Here is a 22,023-nt window from a genome sequence, read left to right on the forward strand (position 1 = left end):
TCGCGGGGTGGAGCAGTCTGGTAGCTCGTTGGGCTCATAACCCAAAGGTCGTCGGTTCAAATCCGGCCCCCGCAACCAATTTTAAACTTAACTTCAACTTTACTACGAAACGTTCAGCGTTTCGTATTTTTTTTTGCCTTTTTTGTTCGGTACAATGGAGTAAGAGAAAAGGAGGAGGGACATCGATGATGGAACTTGAAATGATGAGTCTCGAACAAACGACGACGCTTGCCGTTGAACTGGGCCAACGTGCCTTTAAAGGAATGGTCGTAACACTTGATGGTGACCTGGGCGCAGGAAAAACGACGTTTACACAGGGGTTTGCGAAAGGACTTGGGGTGACACGTAACGTCAACAGTCCGACGTTTACGATCATGAAAGTTTATACTGGACGATTGCCACTCTATCATATGGATGTCTATCGTCTCGAGGGCGGGGATGATATCGGTCTTGAAGAATATTTAAATGGAGACGGTGTCGCGGTCGTCGAATGGTCGGAATTGATTGCCGACGTCCTTCCGCCAGAACGTCTTGCGATTACGATCGAACGGACAGGTGATGAGTCACGCCGTTTTCGTTTAGAACCAATCGGTGAGCAGTACATCCAACTATGTAAGGGGTTGAATCCATGAAAATCGTAGCGATTGATACATCGACGAAACAACTGTCTGTTGCGTTATCGGACGGACAACAGATTTTGGCAGAAGCCTCTTATGTGACGTCTTTGAACCATGCGACAAAACTGATGCCTTTACTCGAACGCATGATGCAGGAAGTCAACTGGTCGCCGCGAGATTTAACACGTATCGTCATCGCTGACGGACCCGGTTCTTATACAGGTCTTCGGATCGGAGCAACGACAGCTAAGACATTGGCGTATACGTTGGGTATCGATTTAGTGCCGGTCTCGACGCTTGAATTGATGGCAGCTTCAGCAGGGTTAACCGGACGAATCGTTGCGATTCAGGATGCGCGCCGTGGAACCGGATTCGTCGGCTTCTATGAAGATGGTCAATTGGTGGGCGAAGAACAGCATACGGTCGTTGCTGAGTTCGTCAAGACGCTGCCAGCGGATACGAAAATGACAGGTGATACAGACAAGTTCACAACGGAACTTCAATTATTCTCAATCGTGAATCCGGCATTCCGTGCACCACGGGCTGGTGTCCTTGCCTTGCTTGGAGCTGCACGTGAACCGGTCGAGACTCATGCATTCGAACCGCGTTACTTACGTCTCGCGGAAGCAGAAGCCAAGTGGATTGAGGCACAACGTCATGACTAACGTCTCTATTCGAAAAATGACGGTCACGGATGCGCCGGGTGTGCATGCCGTGGAACTCGAATCCTTTGCGACACCGTGGACGCTGGAATCATTCATTGCGGAGATGACACAAAATCCGAATGCGTATTACCTGGTTGCAGAGACGGATGAAATCATCGGATTCGCGGGGCTGTGGCACATTGCCGATGAAGGGCATATCACGAACGTCGCTGTTAAAAAAAAGGCACGTGGTCTTGGAATCGGTGAGGCATTGCTGGTTGCGTTAATTGAACAAGCAAGACAATTGGGATTACGGGCGATGACGCTTGAAGTGCGTGTATCAAATACACCGGCACGGACCCTGTATGAAAAACTGGGATTTTTATATGCCGGAACGAGAAAACGGTATTATCAAGATAATAATGAAGATGCAGCCATCTATTGGCTGGAACTGGAAGGAGACGAGTGATGACACAGCCGTTGATATTAGCCATTGAATCAAGTTGTGACGAGACAGCTGCGGCTGTCGTCCGCGGAGGGACAGACGTCTTGTCGAATGTCGTATCTTCCCAAATTGAAAGTCATAAACGTTTTGGAGGAGTTGTCCCGGAGGTGGCATCCCGTCATCATGTTGAACGCATCACGTATGTCATCGATGATGCATTGACGGAAGCTGGTGTCACGATGGATGACATCGATGCGATTGCCGTTACGGAAGGTCCGGGGCTTGTCGGAGCGTTACTCGTTGGCGTCAGTGCAGCAAAAGCGTTGGCGTTCGCGCATAGTAAGCCGCTCCTCGGTGTCCATCATATCGCAGGTCACATCTATGCCAACCGTCTGCAACAAGAGCTCCACTTTCCACTCGTCTGCTTGATTGCGTCCGGTGGACATACGGAATTGATTTACATGCCGGAAGATGGTGTGTATGAGGTCATCGGTGAAACCCGTGATGATGCAGCGGGAGAGGCCTATGATAAAGTAGCACGGACCTTGAAACTGCCTTATCCGGGTGGTCCCCGAATTGATCAACTGGCGCAAACCGGTCAGGATACTTTCCATTTCCCGCGGATTTGGCTTGAAAAAGAGTCGTATGACTTCAGCTTCAGTGGACTCAAATCGTCTGTCATCAATGCGGTTCATAATGCTGAACAACGCGGAGAGGTGATTATTCCTGAAGACTTGGCTGCCAGTTTTCAGGCCAGCGTCGTCGAAGTGCTCGTTACGAAAGCCATCCGTGCCGTCAAAGAAAAGGGTGGCAAACAGTTGCTTGTCGCGGGTGGTGTTGCGGCAAACCGCGGACTGCGAACAGGATTGACAGAAGCCTGCGAACGCGAAGGCATCGAGCTGGTCATTCCACCGATGCACTTATGCGGCGACAATGCCGCAATGATTGGAGCGGCAGCGATTCACCCTTACCGGGCAGGCCGCCAATCGACACTTGCCATGAATGCCGAACCTGGGCTAGATTTAAAGTAAGGAATTCGAGAGACATGGGGGAAAAATGGAATGAAAAAAGTCATCATCGTGTTATTAGGTGTACTTGTCATTGTCGCAATCGGCTTACAGATTCGTGAAATCGTCAATGCCTATCAAATCGCCTACAAAGAAGAGCTCGTACCGGATAAAAAAGCCGTCGAGACAAATACGAAGCAAAAGCCGTTGTATGAAATCGGTCGCGCGGAAGGTGAGCAGACACGGATTGAAAAACTGTACGCCTTTGATCAAACTGTCGATGGCGAGCTGAAGAATGTTGTGGTCGTCGACCGGAAGTATGGTTTGACGAATAAAGCGAGTGATGACTTCTTCACGATTGCACCGGGAAAACCGGCAACCGAACAAGAAAAAAAATCATTCCAACCGATGATCGATCGTCTGGATGGAGAGCAGGTCCAAGCAGAGGTCATTTCAAAACACCAAGTCGTTGCCAGTGAAAACAACAAAAAGCGGACGTTGACGCTTTACAAAGTGTTTTATAAAGACACCGACCAAAAAGAATACTTGTTCTTTATCGAAAAAGACGGCGGCTTGAAGCTGGATCTCTTTAAAAAAGGTTTCTCACGTCTTGCGAACTATTAAAATAAGCGATGTTCCCCACAAATCTTGGGAGAGCATCGCTTGTTTCATTTCCATTCAAGTAGACCGGTCAAGTCATCGTAAATGCTGTCCGGATCAAGATTCAGCTCTTCGACCGGCAGACCGGATCGATTGATCCAGGCTGTCCGGAAACCAAAACTTTTAGCACCGGTGATATCCCAGCCGTTCGACGACATGAACAGGATTTCTTCCCGCTTGAGACCCAGTGTATTGAGGGCATGCATGTATGATGCCGGGGTCGGTTTGTATTGTTTGATATCATCGACACTGATGATGTGATCAAACCGCTCCGCTAGACCGGACTGTTCAATCAACGGGTCCAGCATGTCGTGTGAGCCGTTTGAGAATACAGCCAGTTGTTTATGACTCATCTGTTGTAAGACGGAATCGACTTCTGGGTAATGATTGAGCTTCAAATAGACTTCCATCAGGGCGGCAATATTTTCTTCCGTGACGTGGAGCTTCAGTTGCAGTAAGGCGTAACGGAGCGCATCACGCGTCACTTGGCTGAACGGAACGTATTGACCGTTCAACTGGCGTAAAAATGAGTATTCGAGTTGCTTTTGGCGCCAGGCTTGGCTGATCGCTTCTCCATGTTCCGGATACAATGCTTCTGCTTTCACTTTGACGGAATGGACATCGAATAAGGTCCCGTACACATCAAAGACTAATGCTTTAATTGGTTGCGTCATGCTGATCACCTTTCTGAGTTACATGTTATCTGTATCTAGTTCCCGAAAACTGATGTCGCTGAAACACGTATTAGAGGAGAGAGCGGAGGCGTGACGCGAGCCGGATTCGGGAACTGATAGATAAGACCAGGCTCTACCGGAAAGGAAATGAGACATTTTATGACACGCCAACAAAAAATCATTCGAATTCTTCTGCTTGTCCTGATCATCAGCGGACTGATCTGGTTCAGCCGTTCCTATCTCAACCTCCGTCCAAGCGACATCAAGGACTGGATCTTATCATTCGGGATGTGGGCGCCGATTCTGTATATCTTACTCTATACGATTCGTCCGTTGATTTTCTTCCCGGCATCGGTCCTGTCGATCACCGGTGGTTTGGCGTTTGGTGCCTGGCTCGGGACACTTTACACCGTCATCGGAGCGACACTTGGCGCTGTCGTTGCTTTTTTAGTTGCTCAAAAGCTTGGGAACCGGCTAATCAAGAAAAAGGAACAAGTAGGAAAACTCAATCAGATTCAGCAGCAACTCGAAAAAAATGGATTTATCTATGTCCTGATTTTCCGGCTGTTGCCGATTTTTAACTTCGATTTGATCAGCTATGCCGCCGGGCTGTCGAAAGTCCGCTTGTTATCCTTTTTCCTCGCAACGTTGCTTGGAATCATTCCCGGTACGTTTGCTTATAACTTTTTAGGCAGCAGTATCGTCTCAAAAGATCCACAACTCATCATCGGTGCCATCCTCGTCTTTCTCGTATTGACGATTGTCCCGTGGTACATTCAAAAACGCTGGAAAGCAAAAAAAGACCTTGGCTGACGACAGCCGAGGTCTTTCGTTTAAGCATGTAATCGTTGTGCCCGTTCGAAAAATTCTTCAGCGAACGTGTGACAGGCGGCTTGTTTCTCCGGTGTATCCGGGTCAAACTCAATCTTCAGACCAGGAGCGATGACGGTCGCACCGGCTGATTGTAACGTCTGTTCGAGCAAATCGACAGCGGCGCAGTATTTCGGATAATCACGATCCCCCGAACCAAAGGCGGCAGCTGCCAAACCTTTCAAGTCACTATCAGCAAGATCCACAACAAAATCTTCCGCTTCATACGGTAAATCGCCGTCTCCCCATGTGTACGAGCCGAGTAGCACGGCATCATACTGAGAGAAGTCAGATGGATATAACTGATCAAGCTCTTGTATATGAACCGTACAGCCCTTACGTTCGAGTTCCGCCCGCAAAAGGTGCACGATATCTTCTGTATTGCCGGACATGCTGACAAAACCAATCATGATGTTCATCTGAATCATCCTTTCTCCAAATCATGAACACCTTTAGTTTAAATGATAATCGTTCTCAATACAAACGAAAATAAAAAGCCTCTCCGGAGTGGAGAGACTTTTTATGTCAGTCTTGGAGCTCGGCCCATTCTTCGATTGAACGAATGACAGGTTCAAGCTGACGACCTTTGTCAGTCAAACTGTATTGAATTTTAATCGGACGTTCCGGAATGACGGTCCGGATGACAATACCTTCCGCCTCAAGTTCCTTCATGCGCTCCGTTAACATACGACCAGATAACTCCGGAATCGCATCTTGAATTTCGTTGAAACGACAGGTCTTCGTCATAAGATGACGTAAAATCAAGCCCGTCCACTTCTTGCCCAAAATTTCAAAGGCATGTTCGACTTTCGGACAAAGGGCAGTCGGAATCAATGTCTCTTCCATCAGCACTCATCCTTTCTATAGTCTTAGTATACCCACTCTGATGCAAAATTACGAATTATTTTACTTAAAGTAATAAAATAAACAAAAACAAATCTATTTACTTTTAGTAAGTGTTAGTTTATAGTCGTATTTAGGTTACGAAAAGTAATTAAAAAACATTAAGTAAAAGGAGTTTTGATCAAGATGATGGATTTAGGATTATTTCTTATTCGATTGGTGATTGGATTAACATTTGCAGCACATGGGACACAAAAATTGTTTGGCTGGTTCGGTGGACACGGGATTGCAGGAACAGGCGGCTGGTTCGAGTCGATCGGGATGAAACCGGGTAAAACACTTGCGCTTGCAGCAGGACTGGCAGAACTGATTGGTGGTTTACTATTTGCCGGTGGATTGTTCTTATGGTTCGCGGCAGCACTGATTATCGGGTCGATGCTTGTTGCGATCATCAAGGTGCACGGACAAAATGGTTACTGGGTGACACAGAACGGGTACGAATACAACATGGCACTGATCGTCATCGCCCTTGGCGTCGCCTTGATTGGTGCCGGAGACTATTCACTCGCAGCCATGCTCGGGTGATCAGAGAAAGCGGGTAAAAAGATGAAGTTTGATGCACAGTCACTCAGTCCAAAAGAAAATTATAAATTGTTGATCGGGAGTATCATCCCGAGACCGATTGCCTTTGTCACGACGAAAGGAGCGGACGGAACGGTCAATGCCGCCCCGTTTTCGTTCTTCACCGTCGCTTCGAGCCATCCGCCGCAACTGTTGATTGCCGTTCAAAAGACGGATCAGGGCGAAAAAGACACCGCTAAAAACATCTTATTGAATCAAGAATATGTCATCCATATCGTCAGTGAAGAGATCGTCGAAGCGGTCAACGAAACGGCAGCCCCGCTCGCTTACGGTGAAAGTGAACTGGAGCGGACGAATCTGACACTGATCGACAGTGATTTGATTGACGTCCCGGCAGTTGCGGAAGCGAAGGTTCGCTTTGAACTGAAGCTGACACAACACGTTGAGCTGGAGGCAGCTGATTTATTGATCGGCGAAGTCATTCGATACCATGTCGCAGATGAACTCGAGGAGTCGTTCCGGATTGATGCGGACGGTTTAAAAGCAATTGCCCGTCTCGCCGGAAATGATTATGCCAAGATTGGTGAAATCTTCACGATTGCCCGCCCTACGAAATAAGACAACGCCATACAAATAGACGAGGAAAGCAGATTCGATATCCGCTTTCCTCGTCTATTTTTGTTGCTTACTCCATGTTATGGCGTTTACTGTACTGGAAACCGTCCAGCAGATAAAACAGGACGGCAAGCGCCCAGATTCCGACACAACTGATCAAAAAGGCGACCAGTGGTGAGACAGCGCCGTAATACATGATGATCATCGGATCATTCAGTTCGACGAACGACTGAATCGTCAACAACGTGCAGATCAGACCGGACAATAAACTGATGAACAGTCCGCTCCACGTTTGGATGACAAGACCAATCATACAGGAAATTAAGATGAACAATGGATAAACGGCATTAAACGCATCCGGACGAATGAAAGCCGAGACATAGTCCGCATACATCGGGACGAAGTAGAGGACGCCGGACAATAATCCTTGGATCAGATTGATCAGATAACTTTTCGAGCGCATCAGTGGAACGACTCCCACTGTTCCATCAAATCGAGCAAGTCGACATCAATCTGATCGCGCTCTGCCGAAAGGGCGGTCGCTTTCGGAATATCATTAAAGACTTCCGGTTCGCACAACAACTGTTCGATTTCAACCGACCGGTTTTCTAACCGTTCAATTTCTTGTTCGAGCTGCTCGAGTTGCTGTTTCTTTTTACGTGCTTCTTTTTGGGCTTCCTTGTCAATCGTCTTTGTCGACGCGACTTTGATTGCTTTCGCTTCTTCCGCTTCGAGACGGGCGATTTCTTCCTTCTCGGCTTTTTTCTCCATATAATACGAGTAGTCACCGAGGTAATCGGTCACACCGTCTGTACTCATCTCGATGACGCGGGTCGCAACCCGGTCGATGAAGTAACGGTCGTGGGAGACGAACAGCAAGGTGCCTTCGTAATCGACGAGTGCGTTTTCGAGGACCATTTTCGAATCAAGATCCAGGTGGTTCGTCGGCTCATCCAGCACAAGCAGATTCGTTTTCCGTAACTTCAGCTTCGCGAGCGCCAGACGTCCGCGTTCACCGCCCGATAATTCATGGACGAGCTTGAAGACATCATCGCCGCTGAATAGGAACTGCCCGAGAACGGACCGGACTTCCTGTTCGCGCATCAACGGCCATTCGTTCCAAATCTCATCGATGACACGGTTGCGGTCATTCAGTTCCGCCTGCTCCTGATCGTAGTAGCCGATTGAGACACCGGTACCGAAACGATAGTCACCGAACAGCGGTTTGAGACGGCCGACAAGCACTTTCAGTAACGTCGACTTGCCTATTCCGTTTGGTCCGACGAGCGCCAGTGATTCCGCACGTTGCAGCCGGAACGTAATGTTTTTCGAGACGGCTTCTTCGTAGCCGACAGCGAGTTGATTGACCTGCAGGACATCATTGCCGCTCTGCTTTTCAATCGGGAATGACAGAACCGTACTGCGTTCGTCACCGTCCGGACGGTCGATTCGGTCGACTTTTTCGAGACGCTTGCGGACACTTTGCGCCCGTTTCGTCGTCGTCGCACGGGCGATGTTACGCTGGATGAAGTCCTGCATCTTCGCGATGTCTTCCTGTTGCTGTTCGAACTGTTTCATTTCCTGTTCGTACAGTGCCGCTTTTTGTTCGAGATACTTCGTATAGTTGCCGGTGAATTTCCGCGACACGTTCCGGGACAATTCATAGACGACGTTGACGACTTGATCGAGGAAGTAGCGGTCGTGGGAAACGATCAAGACGGCACCACGGTAACCGGATAAGTAGCTTTCGAGCCAAGACAACGTATCGATGTCGAGGTGGTTGGTCGGCTCATCGAGAATCAACAGTTCCGGTGCCTGGAGCAACATCTTCGCCAGGGCAAGCCGGGTCCGCTGTCCACCAGAAAGCGTCTGAATCCGGCGGGAATAATCGTCCGGATAAAAACGCATCCCGTGTAAGACAGAGCGGATGTTGGCTTCGAACTGATAGCCGCCGGCTTCCGAGAAGTCGTGTTGCGCTTGATCATACGTTTTCAGGAGACGGTCATAGGCAGTCGGATCATTTAATATGTGCTCCATGCCCATTTCGATTTCCATCCGGCGAAGCGCCCGTTCCTGATCCTGCAGATGCTCAAAGACGGTCAGCATCTCGTTCCAAATCGATTCGTTCGACTCGAGTCCGCTGTCCTGCGCGAGATAACCAATCCGGACTTCCTTGCTTTTCATGATCTCCCCCGAGTCATGTGACAGCTCCCCGGCGATGATTTTTAAAAGTGTCGATTTTCCGGCACCGTTTCGTCCGACGAGGGCGATCCGGTCCCGTTCCTGTACTTCGAGTTTAATATTGTCTAAAATCGGCTCTACGCCGAATGATTTTGAGAGTTGGTTTACTTGTAAGAGAATCATATCCATCCATCCTTCCACCCTTTAGTCTATCACGAAAAATCCTGCCGAATATAATATTTGTTACTCTATGTGAAGTGGTTTACAATCAAGGGGAGTAGAATTCTTTGCATTGATTTGGGTGCCACGTCAGAACGTGGCCGAAGGGGGAACTGCAGTATGAATGGGCCAGACACAAAAATACCACAAGCAACGGCGAAACGACTGCCGTTATATTATCGTTTTATCCAGAGTCTCTATAACTCCGGCAAGCTGCGCGTCTCGTCAGCAGAGCTCAGCGAAGCGGTCAAAGTCGACTCCGCGACGATCCGTCGTGACTTTTCCTACTTTGGGGCGTTAGGGAAAAAAGGGTACGGTTATAATGTTCAACATTTGTTAACATTTTTCCGAAAGACACTCAACCAAGACGAGGTCACGAATGTCGCCTTAATCGGGGTCGGACATCTCGGAACAGCGTTTGCAAATTATAACTTTTTAAAGAATAATAGTACTCGTATCGTCATCGCGTTTGACGCCGATGAAGACAAGGTCGGAACGACGACGCAGGACGTTCCGATTTATCATGTGTCGGATATGAAAGAACAAATCAAAGCGAACCATGTCGATGTCGCCATCTTGACGGTACCGTCCCAGTTCGCCCAGTCAGTGGCGGATGAGTTAGTTGAGTACGGTGTGACCGGCATTCTGAACTTTACACCGGCCCGGTTGAATGTACCGGCCCATGTCCGGGTGCATCACATCGATCTGTCAATCGAGCTGCAGTCGCTCGTCTATTTCATGAAGCATTATTCGCAATCAGCTGAAGGAGTGAAATCATAATGGAAAACTTAATCCCGTTAACACTTGGTATTGGACCGGCAAGCATCGCCTTGATCGGTGTCGTCGCCCTCATCATCTTCGGACCGAAGAAATTACCGGAACTCGGCCGCGCGGCCGGTCAAACGTTAAAAGAGTTCAAGAGTGCGACACATGGCATCATGGAAGATGATAAGGACAAAAAGGACGAAATGAAAGAGAAGTGAGTGAATCATGGCGATCGATCAAGAACAGAGTGTGACATCGCACTTAGATGAACTGCGTAAGCGGATCATCTGGTCGCTCATCATCGTGGTAGTCATGTTTATCGCAGCCTTTCCGCTCGTCCGGCCGCTCGTCCGTTTCTTACAGGCCGACTTAAAGGAACTCGGAATCGGTTTAAATGCGTTTAACGTCGTTGATCCGCTGATGTTATATCTGAATCTTGCGTTCATCATCGCAATCGTCTTGGCGTCCCCGTTTTGGATGTACCAGCTTTGGGCGTTCATCCGTCCCGGTCTGCACGACCAAGAACAAAAAGCGACGTTGACGTACATTCCCGTGACGTTTTTCTTATTCCTCGCGGGCGTTTCGTTTTCTTATTTTTGGCTGTTGCCGTTTTTACTGGAAGTATCAACGGAACTCGGACAAGAGCTTGGGATTGAACAGGTCATCGGGGTCGAGAACTATTTCAGTTTCCTGATCCGGTTGACGATTCCGTTTGGTCTGTTGTTTCAGTTACCGGTCGTGACGATGTTTTTGACACGGCTCGGACTCGTGACGCCGTTCTTCATGCGGAAGAATCGGAAGTATGCGTATTTTGCGCTGTTCGTGATCGCGGCGTTGATCTCACCGCCCGACATCACATCGCATTTGATGATTTCTGTTCCGTTGTTCGTCCTGTATGAAATCAGTATCATCATCTCGGCACGGACGTATAAAAAAGTGCTGATTCTCGAGCAACAGGCGGAACTGGAACGACAGGCAGATCTGATGCGTGAGTTAAATAAGTAAAAAGAAGAAGCTTTTTCTTGCCGTGATGGCAGGAAAAGCTTTTTTTTGTAAGCGGTCTAATTTTATATTGAAAAAATGAACAGAAGTGGTTATACTCGTAATAGAAACACACGGGGGCTTAGCTCAGCTGGGAGAGCGTTTGGCTGGCAGCCAAAAGGTCGTCGGTTCGAGCCCGATAGTCTCCATATCGCTTTACCTGCCGAAACCTTGGGAAACCAAGGTTTTTTTATGTCCTTTTTTATTTACCTGTAAGAAATAGATAAGGAAATATAAGGATTTATACCTTTTGTGATGTAATAAACAAACAAATACTTTTAAAAAGCACCAAATTTAAATTGTATATTAAGCGAAAGTTAATTAAACTAAAAATACAGAATTTTCGTTTAATACGTTTTTGCTCCACATTACATTTTTGGAAAAGAGGAAAAAGAATGAAGAAAAAGAAGATTGCTCTGATGGCAGCTGCCCTCATGACATCTTCCAGCCTAGTTCATGCTGAGGGACACGTGTCATCACAAAAAGTGGATGTACAAAAGCCACAAGCACTCTCACTGAAAAAAGCGGGTCAAGAAAAGTCATACAGTCAAAACGAAAAAGTACGGATTGTCGTCGAGCTCGATCAAAAAGCAGCGATTGAACATGCACAAGCACAAAATAAGCGTTACAGCACGTTAAGCAACACGGAAAAAATTATTCTTAAGAATCAAATCGTCAATAAACAAAAAGAAGTCAAAGCAGCGATTGCCCAAAAAGATATTTCTGTTTCGTATAAAGAAAGTTTCACAACTGTCTTGAACGGTTTCAGCGGCGAAGTCAAATACGGTGAAATCAAAGAGTTGAAGAAATTAAGCGGCATCAAAAATGTACATATTGCACACGAATATGCGCGTCCAGAAGTTGAAAAAGGCGCGACACCAAACATGTTGCACAGCAAAGACATGGTCAATGCGAAGGAAACATGGCAGGACTACGGCTATAAAGGTGAAGGAACAATCGTTGCCGTCATCGATACGGGAATTGACCCGACGCACAAGGACATGGTCCTTAGTCCGGAGACAAAAGTTGATTTGACGTCTTCAAAAGTCGAGAGCTTTAAATCGTCAAAAGGCTTAAAAGGAAACTACTTTACGGAAAAAGTCCCGTACGGTTATAACTACGCCGATCATGACAGCGAAATCCGTGACCTCGGAGCAGGCGCTTCGATGCACGGGATGCACGTTGCCGGTACGGTTGGTGCCAACGGCGATGAGACGAACGGTGGCATTAAAGGTGTTGCACCGGAAACACAACTGCTCGCAATGAAAGTCTTCGGCAATGATCCAGGTATGCCGTCGACATTCAGTGATATTTATATCAAAGCGATTGATGATGCGATTGCCCTCGGTGCAGACGTCATCAACATGAGTCTTGGTTCAACGGCATCCTTCGTTCAAAAAGATGATCCAGAACAAAAAGCGATCGTCAATGCGATGAACAACGGTATTTTATGTGCGATTTCAGCCGGTAACTCAGCTTTTGCCGGAAGCGGTGCCGGAAATCCATACGCGTCGAATCCGGATGTCGGTGTTGTCGGTTCACCTGGACTGATCAGCGAATCGCTTCAAGTCGCGTCTGTTGAAAACACGCAATTGACACTTGAAGGTATGGCATTGACGGTCGACGGGCAGGATGCCGGTTACCTGGCGTACCAAAAACAAGATTCACCGAACCCGATTGCGGTCTTTGATAAAGAAAAGATGGATGTCGTCTATGTCGGTGATGGCAGTGAAGCCAACTATGCCGATAAAGACGTCAAAGATAAAGTCGTCTTCGTCGTCCGTAACGGCGGTTTTAACTATGCGATGATTCAAGCGGAAGCCGAAAAACAAGGGGCAGCCGGTGTCATCGTCCGTGGTCGGGTCGAGCACGGGGACTATGTCAGCATGGCACTTAACAAACCGACGATTCCACTCGTCTCGTTAAGCATCGCAGACGGCAACGAGCTCGAAGTAAAAGCGAAAGCCGGTAAGGCACTGACAGTGACGTTTGACGGGAAAGCCGTCTCGACACCAAACCCGGTTGCCGGTGAAATGTCTGACTTCACATCATGGGGTGTGACGCCGAACCTAGACTTCAAACCGGAAATCACGGCACCAGGCGGAAAAATCTATTCGACGCTTAATAATAACGAGTATGGCGTCATGAGCGGGACATCGATGGCAGCACCACACGTCGCCGGTGGAACGGCACTCGTCATGCAACGGATTGATAAAGACTTCAAGGTCAGTGGCGCGACACGCGTTAAACTCGCGAAGACCATCTTGATGAACACATCACGTCCGCAGCTGGATTCAGGTAAGTACAATCAGGAAGCGAAGACTGGCAATTACTACTCACCACGTCGTGAGGGAGCCGGACTGATGGACTTGCATGCCGCCATGAAAACACCGGTCGTCGTAACGGAAACGAAGTCGGGTGAAGGAAAAGCAGCCTTGAAACAAGTCGGCGACAAGTTCAGCTTTACGCTCGACTTAAAGAACTACAGTAATGAAAAGTTAACGTATAAACTTGCCGGAACGGTTCAATCGGATCTTGCCGTCCAAGGTCAAAATTTCCTTGAAGCGAACGGAATCTTCAAAAAAGGAACAGTTGATTCGGTTGATGCCAACAAAGGGACGTTCCCGATTTCCTTTACGGTCGGCTCGAAGAAAGCAAGCTCGGTCGCGATCAACGCGAAGAGTACGACAAAAGTCAACGTTACGGTTGATTTAAAAGATACAGTCGATTGGGCAAACGGTGCACCGCTTGAAACCATCTTCGAAAACGGCTACTTCGTCGAAGGATTCGTCCGTCTGATCGATACGAAGAGCAAAAATCCTGAGTTGACAGTTCCGTACGTTGGTTTCAAAGGAGCATGGGACAAAGCACCAATTGTTGATGCACCACTCTACGATGACAACACGTTCTACGGCGTCACAGGTCTTGCGACAGAAGTGAAGGATAACTTCAACTTCCTCGGAACGAATGCTGCAGGCGACGTCGTTAAAGAAAAAGTCTCGTTCTCACCGAACGGTGACGGCAGTGCCGATGAGGCCTTCCCGGTCCTGTCGTTCTTACGGAACGCGAAAAAAGTCGAGTACTCGATTCTTGACCGCAATAAATCAACACTCCGTAAACTCGAAACGCAGTCAGACGTCATCAAAAACTATTACGATGGCGGATCGGAAGATGGTTTCACACCGGTGACGAATGCGGCATGGGATGGAACGGTCAACGGTTCAAAAGTCAAAGATGGTCTGTACTACTACCAGGTCAAATCGGTCGTCGATTATCCGAATGCGAAATGGCAGACGGCGTTATTCCCGATCTACATCGATACAAAAGTTCCGGCAGCAACCGTTAAATGGGATGCTGACAAAAAAGCAGTTTCCTGGACAGCCGGTGACCAAGGAACGGGTATCGCTTCATTCGATATCCTGGTCGATGGAAAAAGTGTATTGGAACAGCCGCTTGCGCCATCTGCTAAAAACTACACGTTGACGGATCTGCCGAGCCGAGCAAAAGTCACGTTCGTGGTATCAGATTACGCCGGCAACAGCGTGAAGAAAAACGTCAACACATCAGGTGTCGATAAAGCCGTTCCGAGTGTCCAGATCGATACACCGGAAGCACTGGGCTTAACGACATCACAACAAGTGACGGTTTCAGGAAACGTCGCGGATGAGTCTGGTGTCAAATCATTCAAAATCAACGGAAAAGCCGTTAAATTACGCTGGGATGCGGTTCAACAACACTATGCATTCAGCCATGACATCACGTATACGACAGATGGTGTGAAGTCGTTTAAAGTCGAAGCCTATGATGGAAAAGGCAATCGTGTTGCCTTCAGCCGTCAAGTCATCATCGACTCGGAGCGTCCGACAATCCGCGTGACAGCACCAAAAACGGTTTCAAGCAAAACGAAAACAGCCAAGATGACGATTGTCCTGCGCGATAACTACGATGAGTTACGCTTTGATCTGAATGGCAACGCCGAATACCGCCGTTCGTTCAAGGAGCCATACGAGATGCGCGCCTTTAAGAAAACGATCAACAAGACCGTTACCTTGAAAAAAGGTCAAAACGTCTACAACTTGAAATTAAAAGATCTAGGCGGCCATGTCGTCGAGAAGAAAGTCGTCATCACGAAGAAGTAAGGATTTGAAAGCAGTGTTGGTCCCGGTGGACGTTCGCCGGAATCGACACTGTTTTTTTCGCAGTGTGTTACAGAAAGGCTTTCGGTGTTTATCAAGTTCCGGGAATGGGAAATTTCTTTATAGGTTATTTTTTGAGGGGGAACTCGTATGAATCCATTTACTACACTCATTGCCTTCATCGTCGGCTGTCTGGTTCTGTATCTCGGAATTCGGGATAAGAACGGTTGGTTGATTGGTGTCGCAATGATTCCGCTTGCCATTGTTGCATACAGTGTCATCTATCTAATCATCCAGGTCTCGGCCTAGAAACTTCTTTTGCAGAAGTTTCTTTTTTTTTGAAACATAACTGGTAAAATGTAAGTATATGACAGTGAAGAACAAACGAAAGGAACGTGCCCGAATGGAAACTGTAACGGTTCAACAAACCGAATTAAAGGCGCTATATCAACACATGCATCAACGAACGACCGCTAAATTATGGGGTGTCTTGGCTCTGTTCTTATTCGTCAGCAATATGATCGAACGACCGTTGTTTGCCTTAATCATTCCGATTCTGTATTTCATATATGATGTAGTGATGCAACGCCGCCGTTTTCAAATCGTTGCCCGTCACACGTCAAAAAAATCAGCAGACCGTCTGTTCCGTCTGCATGTCGGCGTCGGCCTGTTTCAATACGGAGCGCTGGCTGCGTTGATTGTTCTCACGGCTAATCGTTCGAGCACGGTCTTTTTGCTCGGACTGTGTCTTGGCGTCATCCCGTTTTACTGGCTCTGCAGACGCTTCTTGACGTACCGCTCCAAACAGATTGATCCGACCTATATCAGCGAAACAGAGATTCAGCAAGGATAAAGGAGGAAAGCCGGATGCAAACGGCACGGGACGAACGGTTACACGAACTGACGCTTGCTTATATCGACAAGAGTCAACTGCAAAAGAACGGCTGGCTGATGGCGGCAGTAGCGGCGACGCTCGGCATTTTTTCGGAAACGATGGATTCAGCCCTTTACTTCGGTCTGTTGCCGCTTGTCTATCTGATTTTTGATTTCCCGTTCCAGCTGGAAAAACGCAGGATTTTAGAACGGTATCTCTCAAAAGATCAGATCATGACACAATCGATGCTGTGGCTCGGAATTCAGATTGTGTTATATGGCTCATTGCTCATGGTTGTACTCGAAACGAAAGGTCTGTCCTTATGGAAGATGACTTTTTGGATCATCTTGATTCTCGCTCCGATTTATTTTGCGACCGATTGGCTGTTTAAGAAAATGGCACGGTCAGGCGATCCCGACTTCGTCAGTGATCAGGAAGTGCATAAGCACGTGAAGTATCTGGAAGAATGACATCTAAAGGAGAGAACATCATGCGCACGGCACGGGACGAACGGTTACATGAGTTGACGCTGGCTTACATGGAGAAAGACCTTTTAGGAACGAAGTGGTTATGGACAGTTCTACTTTTGATGGGTATCGGGATTTTAATGACGTGGTTTGATTCGATTCTACTGACGCTGTTATTTCCGGCTGCTTTCCTTGGATCCAATCTTCGTTATCAAGTCAAAAAACGTCAGATTCTTGAATCGTACATCGGTGAAGAACTGGCAACCAGACACTGGCGGTTTTGGCTTGTCCAAAACGTTGTCTTAAGTGTTACTTTTGCAATCCTTTTGGTACAGACGATGAATATGTCGTTTTGGCAGATGTGGGGATTGATTCTGATTATCCTGCTCCCGATTTACTTGGTTTCTGAATGGTGGTTTAAAAAACGTATTCGGCGCGATGATCCGGATTTTGTCAGTGATCAGGAAGTGTACAAAAATGTGTAAAGTAGGAGCGAAAATCAAATGAACACACTGCTTGAAAAAAATACACGGTTGAATTTGCTTGGACCGCCGCTCAAAAAACTTCAACATCTGACGCCGGTTCCGGTTTTGATCCTCGCATTGATTGGTTGGTTCATTCCGGGTTTTTGGGAGACCGGACTGTTTACGTTGTTTTCGATTACCGTACTTTGTTTAGGCGGTGTCGTCCGCGAAATCATGCGTCTGCGAATTTTAAAACAACGTCTGTCGGTTGAGTTGTATCAACAGACCGTTTTAAAGGTCGGTCGGGCTTCGATGATCGGCTATCTTGTCCCTATCATTTTATTCTATGCAGGAATGATCTTTCCCCAGTATTCAAGTGTTTCTTTCACCCTGATTCTGTTCTGGGTCTTTGCGATTACAGTATATGTCTCTCGATTAAATACGATAGCGAAACAACTGGATCCCGCGTTCGTGACGATGCGGGAAGTCGAGCAGTACCGGAAAAGAAGTTAGTTCGGTGGAAAGGGGAGAATGGTATGGAAGAGGTGGGACGACAACGAAAGCTTGATTATCTGCGCTTCACGAAACGTGCCCGGCATGTCCAGACGGTATTTTTTATACTCGTCTTGGTCGTCTTTTTGTTTCTGGCAGATGATTTTAATTTCTCTGAAGCATCGATGCATTATTTTTTACTGATTCCAGTCCTCGGCTACCAATGGACGGTTCGTTTGTTGAAGTACCGTTACTTCACAAAACGATTTGACCGGATGGAAGTTTGGGATCACCTCGGGTTGCCGTACATCGTCATTACGATTAGCGAGCTGCTACTTGTCGTTGCGTCCCAGTTCTTGATTCCGTATGTGTCGCGACCAACGCTGATTGGACCGATTCTTGTCTTTTTACTGTCCGTCTTGTCACTCGACCGTCTCGTCGATTCCCGGATCAAACGACTCGATCCGACGCATTTATCAGAACGCGAGCTGATTCTCGCGGAACGGGAAGCGCGGCGCGTTAAATATTGAACAACAAAAAAACGAGGAGCGGAGTAAATATCCGGTCCTCGTTTTTTGTTGTCGTTATTTTTTAAGCAACAGATAGATAAAGTACGGGGCACCAATAAGGGCAACGACGATACCGGCAGGCACGCCGTCCGGATCGGCAATGTTGCGTCCTATTGTATCGGCCAGGACGAGCAAAAATCCGCCAATCAACAGCGCAATCGGTAAAAACCATTGATGGCGAGGACCGACGAGCGCACGGGCAATGTGCGGCGCCATCAAACCGATAAAGGAAATCCCACCGGTGACAGAGACGGCGGATGCAGCGAGTGCGACAGCCGTCAGCAACAGTTGAATCCGTTCCTTTTCAATCGATACGCCGACGCCAATTGCGACCGGTTCATTTAAGGCGAGCAGGTTGAGCTTGTTCGATTTATAGAGTGTAAACGGAATCAGGACGATCAGCCACGGCAACAGAGCATAGACAAACGTCCAGTCCGTGCCCCAGATGTTACCGGCCAGCCATTTGGCAATGAAGTCGACCTTTTCGCGTTTTGTCGACGAGATCAGAATGACCATGATGCCGGACAACGCCATCGAAAAGCCGACGCCGGTCAAAATCAACCGGATTGGTTGCAAGCCGCGATTCCGGTCGTAAGAAAGCGCGTAAATGGCTACGGCCGTCACTAAAGCACCTAAGAATGCAGCAACCGGTAATCCGTAGATAAATGAGCCGACATCAACCGGGAAATAGAGGAAGAAAATCGCCACCGCAACACCGGCTCCTGTGTTGATCCCGATGATTCCAGGGTCCGCCAATTCATTACGAGTGATGCCTTGCAAAATCGAACCGGACAAGGCGAGTGCCATTCCCGCAAGTAATGTAATGATAATTCGTGGCAGACGGAGCGAGAACAGAACGAAGTCCTCTTTGAACGATCCTTGTCCGAACAGGGTCGGCAACAGGCGATCGTACGAGACGGACGCAGGCCCCAGACCGATACTGATGACAATCGTTCCAAGCAATAACAGACTTAATAATAAAAAGATCAGGCGTTGACGGTTGCGTAAACGGGTTTCCATCATGAGAAAACGTGACCTCCTTTACGGACAATCAACAAGAAGAACGGCAGTCCGAGCATCGAGACAATCGCAATGACCGGGGTCTCGTACGGTGCGAACAGCGTCCGGCCGATCGTATCGGCAAGCAGCATGAAGGTTGCTCCGAATACAGCCGTCATCGGCAGAATGTAACGGTAATCGGTCCCGACGATCGCCCGGACGATATGCGGAATCATCAATCCGATGAAGGCCATGTTGCCGACTAAGGCGACGGCAGCACCGGCAAGCAGGATGACGACGACGTACAACACGACTTTGATCCGGGTGATGTTTTGACCAAGACCAAGTGCAACTTCTTCCGACAGGCTGAGAATCGTCAATTGACGTGCGAAAATCATCGCAATCAATGTACCGATGATGATGACCGGCGTGATGGCTTGAAGCTGTCCCCAGGTCGTGCCGACGAGACCGCCTGACGTCCATTGCGAGACGTCCTGGGCAATCTTAAAGTAAATCCCGATCCCTTCAGCAATCGCATACAGGAAGGCGGAAATCGCAGAGCCGGCAAGGACGATCCGAAGCGGCGAAAAGCCGCCTTTTCGGGAAGCACCGATGCCGAAGACGAGTGCTGCGCCAAGTGCTGCCCCGAGGAAACAGGCGAGCATGATGCCGTAATAGTTGATGCCGGGAATGAAGACGAGTGCCAGGGCAAGGGCCGCATTGGCACCGGCTGTTAGACCGAGCAGACCGGGATCCGCCAACGGATTTCGGGTCATTGCCTGCATGATCGCCCCGGAGATGCCGAGGGCGGCCCCGACGAGAATCGCTGCCAGTTCACGCGGCAGCCGGATTTCCTGAATGATTTTTGCTTTATCGTTAAGCGGACCGAACGTCAAGGCGTTCCAGACTTCGCGGATCGTCGTATCAGCAGCACCAAACGTCATCGATAGCCAAAACATGATGACGAACAGAATGAGTCCGAATGAAATTTTTAAGCCAAAAGGTAGTCGAGCGGATGACACGGATATCGCCTCCAGTTTGTATGAATCCCAAAAAAGGAGGGAGCGATGAGGCTCCCTCCTTTAGTATACGTTACGCGCCAAGGAAATTTTTCTTGAAGAACTCCAGTTGACGTTCCAGTGTGAGTGGATCGTTGAAGTAGAACTCTTTTGAATCAACTTCGAAGACGTGGTTGTTTTTAACGGCAGGGATGTTTTTGTACGTGTCCGTTTTAGTGAACGAGTTGTCTGCTTCCGCTGTTTTGCTGAAGATCAGATAGTCGCCTGCATATTCCGGCAGAACTTCAGGTGATAACGCGTAATAGCCGTCTTTTAACGCCATTTCCGTGACTTTTTTAGGCATTTTCAATTTCATCTCTTGGTAGAGGATTTCTGTACCGCGGCCCCAGTTGTCGCCGAAGACGTACAGCTGTTTGTCGAAGCTTTCGATGACGGAAACCGTTTTGTCTTCACCGATTTTGGCTTTGATTTCTTTTCCAGCGTCCGCAGCACGTGTTTTGAAGTCTTTGACCCAGTCGCGTGCTTCCTGCTCTTTGTTGAGTAATTTACCGATTTCGATGTGTTGCGTCAAATAGTCGACTTTTCCGTATGTGTATGTGACGGTCGGTGCGATTTTTTTGAATTTATCGATGTTTTTTGTCGTGTTGTAACCGATGATGAGATCCGGATTGAGTTCGATGACTTTTTCGACGTTTTCTTCTGAAACTTCTTTGACGTTTTTCAGATCAAACTTCGGATTTGATTTAGACCATGAGTCGACACCGACGAGTGGGACGTCGAGCGCCATGACGTTTCCGGCAAAACCGGCGAGGACGACGACACGTTTCGGATTCGCCGGTACTTCGACGTCTCCGTTTTCGGATTTATAGGTAATCGTTTCTTTTTTTGTATCAGCGGACGATGTCTCTTCTTTTTTCTCCGTGTTGCCACAGGCGGCAATCACAAGCGTTAACAATAAAAGAACCGGTAATAGCAGTTTTTTCATGACTTCAATCTCCCTTAATTAAGTTGTAGGTGACGCACATCGGTTTATTCGTGCGCGGATCACGACCGATTTCGGCATCGATATGGAATACATCTTTCAGGACGTCTTTTGAGATGACTTCCTCACACGTTCCGGCTTTAACGACTTCACCGTCTTTCATGGCGATGATGTAGTCGGCGAAACGTGCCGCTTGATTCAAATCGTGTAACACCATCACGATTGTCCGGCCTTGCGTCCGGTTGAGCTGTTCCAGCAGCTCGAGGACTTCCAGCTGGTGGGCGAGATCAAGATAGGTCGTCGGTTCGTCGAGGAAAATGATGTCCGTTTCCTGAGCGAGGGCCATCGCGATCCAGACCCGTTGCCGCTGACCGCCGGACAAAGCGTCGACCGGACGATGTTTGAATGCCGTCGTGTCTGTCGCTTCCAGTGCCCAGTCGATGATCTCGTAATCATGTTTCGTCAGACGCCCGAATCCTTTTTGATAGGGAAAGCGACCGTATGAGACAAGCTCTGCGACCGTCAGACCACTTGCACTTTCCGGTGTTTGCGGCAGGATAGCCATTTTCCGGGCAAGCAGTTTCGTACTCTCCTTCGCGATATCGAGACCATCAAGTAACGCGCGTCCCGATTGATGGGGAATGATCCGGGTCATCGCTTTCAGTAACGTCGATTTGCCGCATCCGTTCGCCCCGATGATCGTCGTGATTTGTCGATCGGGAATCTGAACCGTCAAGTCTTTGACGATGGTACGATCTCCGTAACCGATGCTGATTTCTTCTGTTGCTAGACGTACCATATGCACAGACTCCTTTTCGTTTAAAGCTGTATTCATTGATAATGATTATCACTATCGTC

Annotated in this window: 27 protein-coding genes and 2 tRNA genes; 20 read left to right on the forward strand and 9 right to left on the reverse strand. The window is 48.1% G+C overall.

The window, feature by feature from the left end; translation table 11 throughout:
• Nucleotide 1 precedes the first annotated feature (1 nt).
• From P402_RS0102370 to P402_RS0102395, 6 genes are all read left to right on the forward strand, one after another.
• Nucleotides 2-78 (forward strand) — tRNA-Met (locus P402_RS0102370).
• Nucleotides 79-185: 107 nt separating this feature from the next.
• Nucleotides 186-632, forward strand: a complete 447-nt coding sequence (gene tsaE, locus P402_RS0102375; RefSeq protein ID WP_026827249.1) for a tRNA (adenosine(37)-N6)-threonylcarbamoyltransferase complex ATPase subunit type 1 TsaE — start codon at nt 186-188, stop codon at nt 630-632.
• Nucleotides 629-1,282, forward strand: coding sequence for a tRNA (adenosine(37)-N6)-threonylcarbamoyltransferase complex dimerization subunit type 1 TsaB (gene tsaB, locus P402_RS0102380; RefSeq protein WP_026827250.1), 654 nt, complete (start codon nt 629-631; stop codon nt 1,280-1,282). Before tsaE ends, tsaB begins: the two co-directional genes overlap by 4 nt.
• Nucleotides 1,275-1,730 carry a ribosomal protein S18-alanine N-acetyltransferase gene (gene rimI, locus P402_RS0102385; protein ID WP_026827251.1) on the forward strand — a complete coding sequence of 152 codons (456 nt, stop codon included), beginning with the start codon at nt 1,275-1,277 and terminating at the stop codon, nt 1,728-1,730. Before tsaB ends, rimI begins: the two co-directional genes overlap by 8 nt.
• The gene (gene tsaD / locus P402_RS0102390; RefSeq protein WP_026827252.1) at nt 1,730-2,737 is read left to right on the forward strand and encodes a tRNA (adenosine(37)-N6)-threonylcarbamoyltransferase complex transferase subunit TsaD; all 1,008 of its coding nucleotides are present in this window, start codon (nt 1,730-1,732) and stop codon (nt 2,735-2,737) included. Before rimI ends, tsaD begins: the two co-directional genes overlap by 1 nt.
• Before the next feature lie 30 nt (nt 2,738-2,767).
• Complete coding sequence (locus tag P402_RS0102395) at nt 2,768-3,337, forward strand: hypothetical protein (RefSeq protein WP_026827253.1); 570 nt, start codon at nt 2,768-2,770, stop codon at nt 3,335-3,337.
• Between the two features lie 44 nt (nt 3,338-3,381).
• Here P402_RS0102395 and P402_RS0102400 read toward each other — a convergent pair whose 3' ends face one another.
• Nucleotides 3,382-4,047, reverse strand: a complete 666-nt coding sequence (locus tag P402_RS0102400) for a haloacid dehalogenase type II (protein WP_026827254.1) — start codon at nt 4,045-4,047, stop codon at nt 3,382-3,384.
• Between the two features lie 159 nt (nt 4,048-4,206).
• Between P402_RS0102400 and P402_RS0102405 the strand changes: the two genes are divergently transcribed.
• Entirely contained in the window at nt 4,207-4,860 is a 654-nt protein-coding gene (locus P402_RS0102405; protein ID WP_026827255.1) for a TVP38/TMEM64 family protein, read from the forward strand.
• 20 nt (nt 4,861-4,880) lie between these two features.
• Here the strand turns inward: P402_RS0102405 and P402_RS0102410 are convergent, their stop codons facing one another.
• Nucleotides 4,881-5,336 carry a flavodoxin gene (locus tag P402_RS0102410; RefSeq protein ID WP_026827256.1) on the reverse strand — a complete coding sequence of 152 codons (456 nt, stop codon included), beginning with the start codon at nt 5,334-5,336 and terminating at the stop codon, nt 4,881-4,883.
• 106 nt (nt 5,337-5,442) lie between these two features.
• On the reverse strand, nt 5,443-5,763 hold the full coding sequence (locus P402_RS0102415) for a winged helix-turn-helix transcriptional regulator (RefSeq protein WP_012371654.1): 321 nt from the start codon (nt 5,761-5,763) through the stop codon (nt 5,443-5,445).
• A 183-nt stretch (nt 5,764-5,946) separates the two neighbouring features.
• Between P402_RS0102415 and P402_RS0102420 the strand changes: the two genes are divergently transcribed.
• On the forward strand, nt 5,947-6,345 hold the full coding sequence (locus P402_RS0102420) for a DoxX family protein (RefSeq protein ID WP_026827257.1): 399 nt from the start codon (nt 5,947-5,949) through the stop codon (nt 6,343-6,345).
• A gap of 21 nt (nt 6,346-6,366) precedes the next feature.
• A complete protein-coding gene (locus P402_RS0102425; protein ID WP_026827258.1) occupies nt 6,367-6,960 on the forward strand; it encodes a flavin reductase family protein in 594 nt (197 codons plus the stop codon).
• A gap of 67 nt (nt 6,961-7,027) precedes the next feature.
• Here P402_RS0102425 and P402_RS16690 read toward each other — a convergent pair whose 3' ends face one another.
• Complete coding sequence (locus P402_RS16690; RefSeq protein ID WP_051525108.1) at nt 7,028-7,420, reverse strand: hypothetical protein; 393 nt, start codon at nt 7,418-7,420, stop codon at nt 7,028-7,030.
• A complete protein-coding gene (locus P402_RS0102435; protein ID WP_026827259.1) occupies nt 7,420-9,321 on the reverse strand; it encodes an ABC-F family ATP-binding cassette domain-containing protein in 1,902 nt (633 codons plus the stop codon). The genes P402_RS16690 and P402_RS0102435 overlap by 1 nt, the downstream gene beginning before the upstream one ends.
• A gap of 156 nt (nt 9,322-9,477) precedes the next feature.
• Here P402_RS0102435 and P402_RS0102440 point away from each other — a divergent pair, with 156 nt between their 5' ends.
• The 11 genes from P402_RS0102440 to P402_RS0102490 all read left to right on the forward strand — a co-directional run bounded on the left by P402_RS0102440 (nt 9,478) and on the right by P402_RS0102490 (nt 18,126).
• Entirely contained in the window at nt 9,478-10,137 is a 660-nt protein-coding gene (locus tag P402_RS0102440) for a redox-sensing transcriptional repressor Rex (RefSeq protein ID WP_012371649.1), read from the forward strand.
• The gene (locus P402_RS0102445; protein ID WP_026827260.1) at nt 10,137-10,340 is read left to right on the forward strand and encodes a twin-arginine translocase TatA/TatE family subunit; all 204 of its coding nucleotides are present in this window, start codon (nt 10,137-10,139) and stop codon (nt 10,338-10,340) included. Before P402_RS0102440 ends, P402_RS0102445 begins: the two co-directional genes overlap by 1 nt.
• A gap of 7 nt (nt 10,341-10,347) precedes the next feature.
• On the forward strand, nt 10,348-11,127 hold the full coding sequence (gene tatC, locus P402_RS0102450; RefSeq protein WP_026827261.1) for a twin-arginine translocase subunit TatC: 780 nt from the start codon (nt 10,348-10,350) through the stop codon (nt 11,125-11,127).
• 112 nt (nt 11,128-11,239) lie between these two features.
• Nucleotides 11,240-11,312, forward strand: a tRNA-Ala gene (locus P402_RS0102455).
• A 246-nt stretch (nt 11,313-11,558) separates the two neighbouring features.
• A complete protein-coding gene (locus P402_RS0102460) occupies nt 11,559-15,302 on the forward strand; it encodes a S8 family serine peptidase (RefSeq protein WP_026827262.1) in 3,744 nt (1,247 codons plus the stop codon).
• A gap of 147 nt (nt 15,303-15,449) precedes the next feature.
• The gene (locus P402_RS17025) at nt 15,450-15,608 is read left to right on the forward strand and encodes a hypothetical protein (protein WP_014971497.1); all 159 of its coding nucleotides are present in this window, start codon (nt 15,450-15,452) and stop codon (nt 15,606-15,608) included.
• 94 nt (nt 15,609-15,702) lie between these two features.
• The gene (locus tag P402_RS0102470) at nt 15,703-16,152 is read left to right on the forward strand and encodes a hypothetical protein (protein ID WP_026827263.1); all 450 of its coding nucleotides are present in this window, start codon (nt 15,703-15,705) and stop codon (nt 16,150-16,152) included.
• Between the two features lie 14 nt (nt 16,153-16,166).
• A complete protein-coding gene (locus P402_RS0102475) occupies nt 16,167-16,643 on the forward strand; it encodes a hypothetical protein (RefSeq protein WP_026827264.1) in 477 nt (158 codons plus the stop codon).
• Between the two features lie 20 nt (nt 16,644-16,663).
• Nucleotides 16,664-17,125, forward strand: coding sequence for a hypothetical protein (locus P402_RS0102480; protein WP_026827265.1), 462 nt, complete (start codon nt 16,664-16,666; stop codon nt 17,123-17,125).
• An 18-nt stretch (nt 17,126-17,143) separates the two neighbouring features.
• On the forward strand, nt 17,144-17,617 hold the full coding sequence (locus tag P402_RS0102485) for a hypothetical protein (RefSeq protein ID WP_026827266.1): 474 nt from the start codon (nt 17,144-17,146) through the stop codon (nt 17,615-17,617).
• A 23-nt stretch (nt 17,618-17,640) separates the two neighbouring features.
• The gene (locus P402_RS0102490) at nt 17,641-18,126 is read left to right on the forward strand and encodes a hypothetical protein (RefSeq protein ID WP_026827267.1); all 486 of its coding nucleotides are present in this window, start codon (nt 17,641-17,643) and stop codon (nt 18,124-18,126) included.
• A 54-nt stretch (nt 18,127-18,180) separates the two neighbouring features.
• Here P402_RS0102490 and P402_RS0102495 read toward each other — a convergent pair whose 3' ends face one another.
• From P402_RS0102495 to P402_RS0102510, 4 genes are all read right to left on the reverse strand, one after another.
• The gene (locus P402_RS0102495) at nt 18,181-19,188 is read right to left on the reverse strand and encodes a FecCD family ABC transporter permease (protein ID WP_026827268.1); all 1,008 of its coding nucleotides are present in this window, start codon (nt 19,186-19,188) and stop codon (nt 18,181-18,183) included.
• Nucleotides 19,185-20,192, reverse strand: a complete 1,008-nt coding sequence (locus P402_RS0102500; protein WP_026827269.1) for a FecCD family ABC transporter permease — start codon at nt 20,190-20,192, stop codon at nt 19,185-19,187. Before P402_RS0102500 ends, P402_RS0102495 begins: the two co-directional genes overlap by 4 nt.
• Nucleotides 20,193-20,256: 64 nt before the next feature.
• Nucleotides 20,257-21,168 (reverse strand): iron-hydroxamate ABC transporter substrate-binding protein, encoded by a 912-nt coding sequence (locus tag P402_RS0102505; protein ID WP_026827270.1) that lies wholly within the window; start codon nt 21,166-21,168, stop codon nt 20,257-20,259.
• A 4-nt stretch (nt 21,169-21,172) separates the two neighbouring features.
• Nucleotides 21,173-21,964: an ABC transporter ATP-binding protein gene (locus P402_RS0102510; protein ID WP_026827271.1), complete on the reverse strand. Its 792-nt coding sequence runs from the start codon at nt 21,962-21,964 to the stop codon at nt 21,173-21,175.
• Nucleotides 21,965-22,023 lie beyond the last annotated feature (59 nt).

Origin of the sequence: Exiguobacterium sibiricum 7-3 (assembly GCF_000620865.1) — a bacterium.
Taxonomy (GTDB): domain Bacteria; phylum Bacillota; class Bacilli; order Exiguobacteriales; family Exiguobacteriaceae; genus Exiguobacterium_A; species Exiguobacterium_A sibiricum_A.

Coding starts and splice junctions, on each gene's coding strand:
- P402_RS0102490 (WP_026827267.1), top strand. CDS start 17,641: ATGGAAGAGGTGGGACGACAACGAAAGCTTGATTATCTGCGCTTCACG.
- P402_RS0102405 (WP_026827255.1), top strand. CDS start 4,207: ATGACACGCCAACAAAAAATCATTCGAATTCTTCTGCTTGTCCTGATC.
- P402_RS0102445 (WP_026827260.1), top strand. CDS start 10,137: ATGGAAAACTTAATCCCGTTAACACTTGGTATTGGACCGGCAAGCATC.
- P402_RS0102440 (WP_012371649.1), top strand. CDS start 9,478: ATGAATGGGCCAGACACAAAAATACCACAAGCAACGGCGAAACGACTG.
- tatC (WP_026827261.1), top strand. CDS start 10,348: ATGGCGATCGATCAAGAACAGAGTGTGACATCGCACTTAGATGAACTG.
- P402_RS0102395 (WP_026827253.1), top strand. CDS start 2,768: ATGAAAAAAGTCATCATCGTGTTATTAGGTGTACTTGTCATTGTCGCA.
- P402_RS16690 (WP_051525108.1), bottom strand. CDS start 7,420: ATGCGCTCGAAAAGTTATCTGATCAATCTGATCCAAGGATTATTGTCC.
- P402_RS0102400 (WP_026827254.1), bottom strand. CDS start 4,047: ATGACGCAACCAATTAAAGCATTAGTCTTTGATGTGTACGGGACCTTA.
- rimI (WP_026827251.1), top strand. CDS start 1,275: ATGACTAACGTCTCTATTCGAAAAATGACGGTCACGGATGCGCCGGGT.
- P402_RS0102475 (WP_026827264.1), top strand. CDS start 16,167: ATGCAAACGGCACGGGACGAACGGTTACACGAACTGACGCTTGCTTAT.
- tsaE (WP_026827249.1), top strand. CDS start 186: ATGATGGAACTTGAAATGATGAGTCTCGAACAAACGACGACGCTTGCC.
- P402_RS0102495 (WP_026827268.1), bottom strand. CDS start 19,188: ATGATGGAAACCCGTTTACGCAACCGTCAACGCCTGATCTTTTTATTA.
- P402_RS0102460 (WP_026827262.1), top strand. CDS start 11,559: ATGAAGAAAAAGAAGATTGCTCTGATGGCAGCTGCCCTCATGACATCT.
- tsaD (WP_026827252.1), top strand. CDS start 1,730: ATGACACAGCCGTTGATATTAGCCATTGAATCAAGTTGTGACGAGACA.
- P402_RS0102510 (WP_026827271.1), bottom strand. CDS start 21,964: ATGGTACGTCTAGCAACAGAAGAAATCAGCATCGGTTACGGAGATCGT.
- P402_RS0102485 (WP_026827266.1), top strand. CDS start 17,144: ATGAACACACTGCTTGAAAAAAATACACGGTTGAATTTGCTTGGACCG.
- P402_RS0102425 (WP_026827258.1), top strand. CDS start 6,367: ATGAAGTTTGATGCACAGTCACTCAGTCCAAAAGAAAATTATAAATTG.
- P402_RS0102470 (WP_026827263.1), top strand. CDS start 15,703: ATGGAAACTGTAACGGTTCAACAAACCGAATTAAAGGCGCTATATCAA.
- P402_RS0102415 (WP_012371654.1), bottom strand. CDS start 5,763: ATGGAAGAGACATTGATTCCGACTGCCCTTTGTCCGAAAGTCGAACAT.
- P402_RS0102420 (WP_026827257.1), top strand. CDS start 5,947: ATGATGGATTTAGGATTATTTCTTATTCGATTGGTGATTGGATTAACA.
- P402_RS0102435 (WP_026827259.1), bottom strand. CDS start 9,321: ATGATTCTCTTACAAGTAAACCAACTCTCAAAATCATTCGGCGTAGAG.
- P402_RS0102410 (WP_026827256.1), bottom strand. CDS start 5,336: ATGAACATCATGATTGGTTTTGTCAGCATGTCCGGCAATACAGAAGAT.
- P402_RS17025 (WP_014971497.1), top strand. CDS start 15,450: ATGAATCCATTTACTACACTCATTGCCTTCATCGTCGGCTGTCTGGTT.
- P402_RS0102505 (WP_026827270.1), bottom strand. CDS start 21,168: ATGAAAAAACTGCTATTACCGGTTCTTTTATTGTTAACGCTTGTGATT.
- P402_RS0102480 (WP_026827265.1), top strand. CDS start 16,664: ATGCGCACGGCACGGGACGAACGGTTACATGAGTTGACGCTGGCTTAC.
- tsaB (WP_026827250.1), top strand. CDS start 629: ATGAAAATCGTAGCGATTGATACATCGACGAAACAACTGTCTGTTGCG.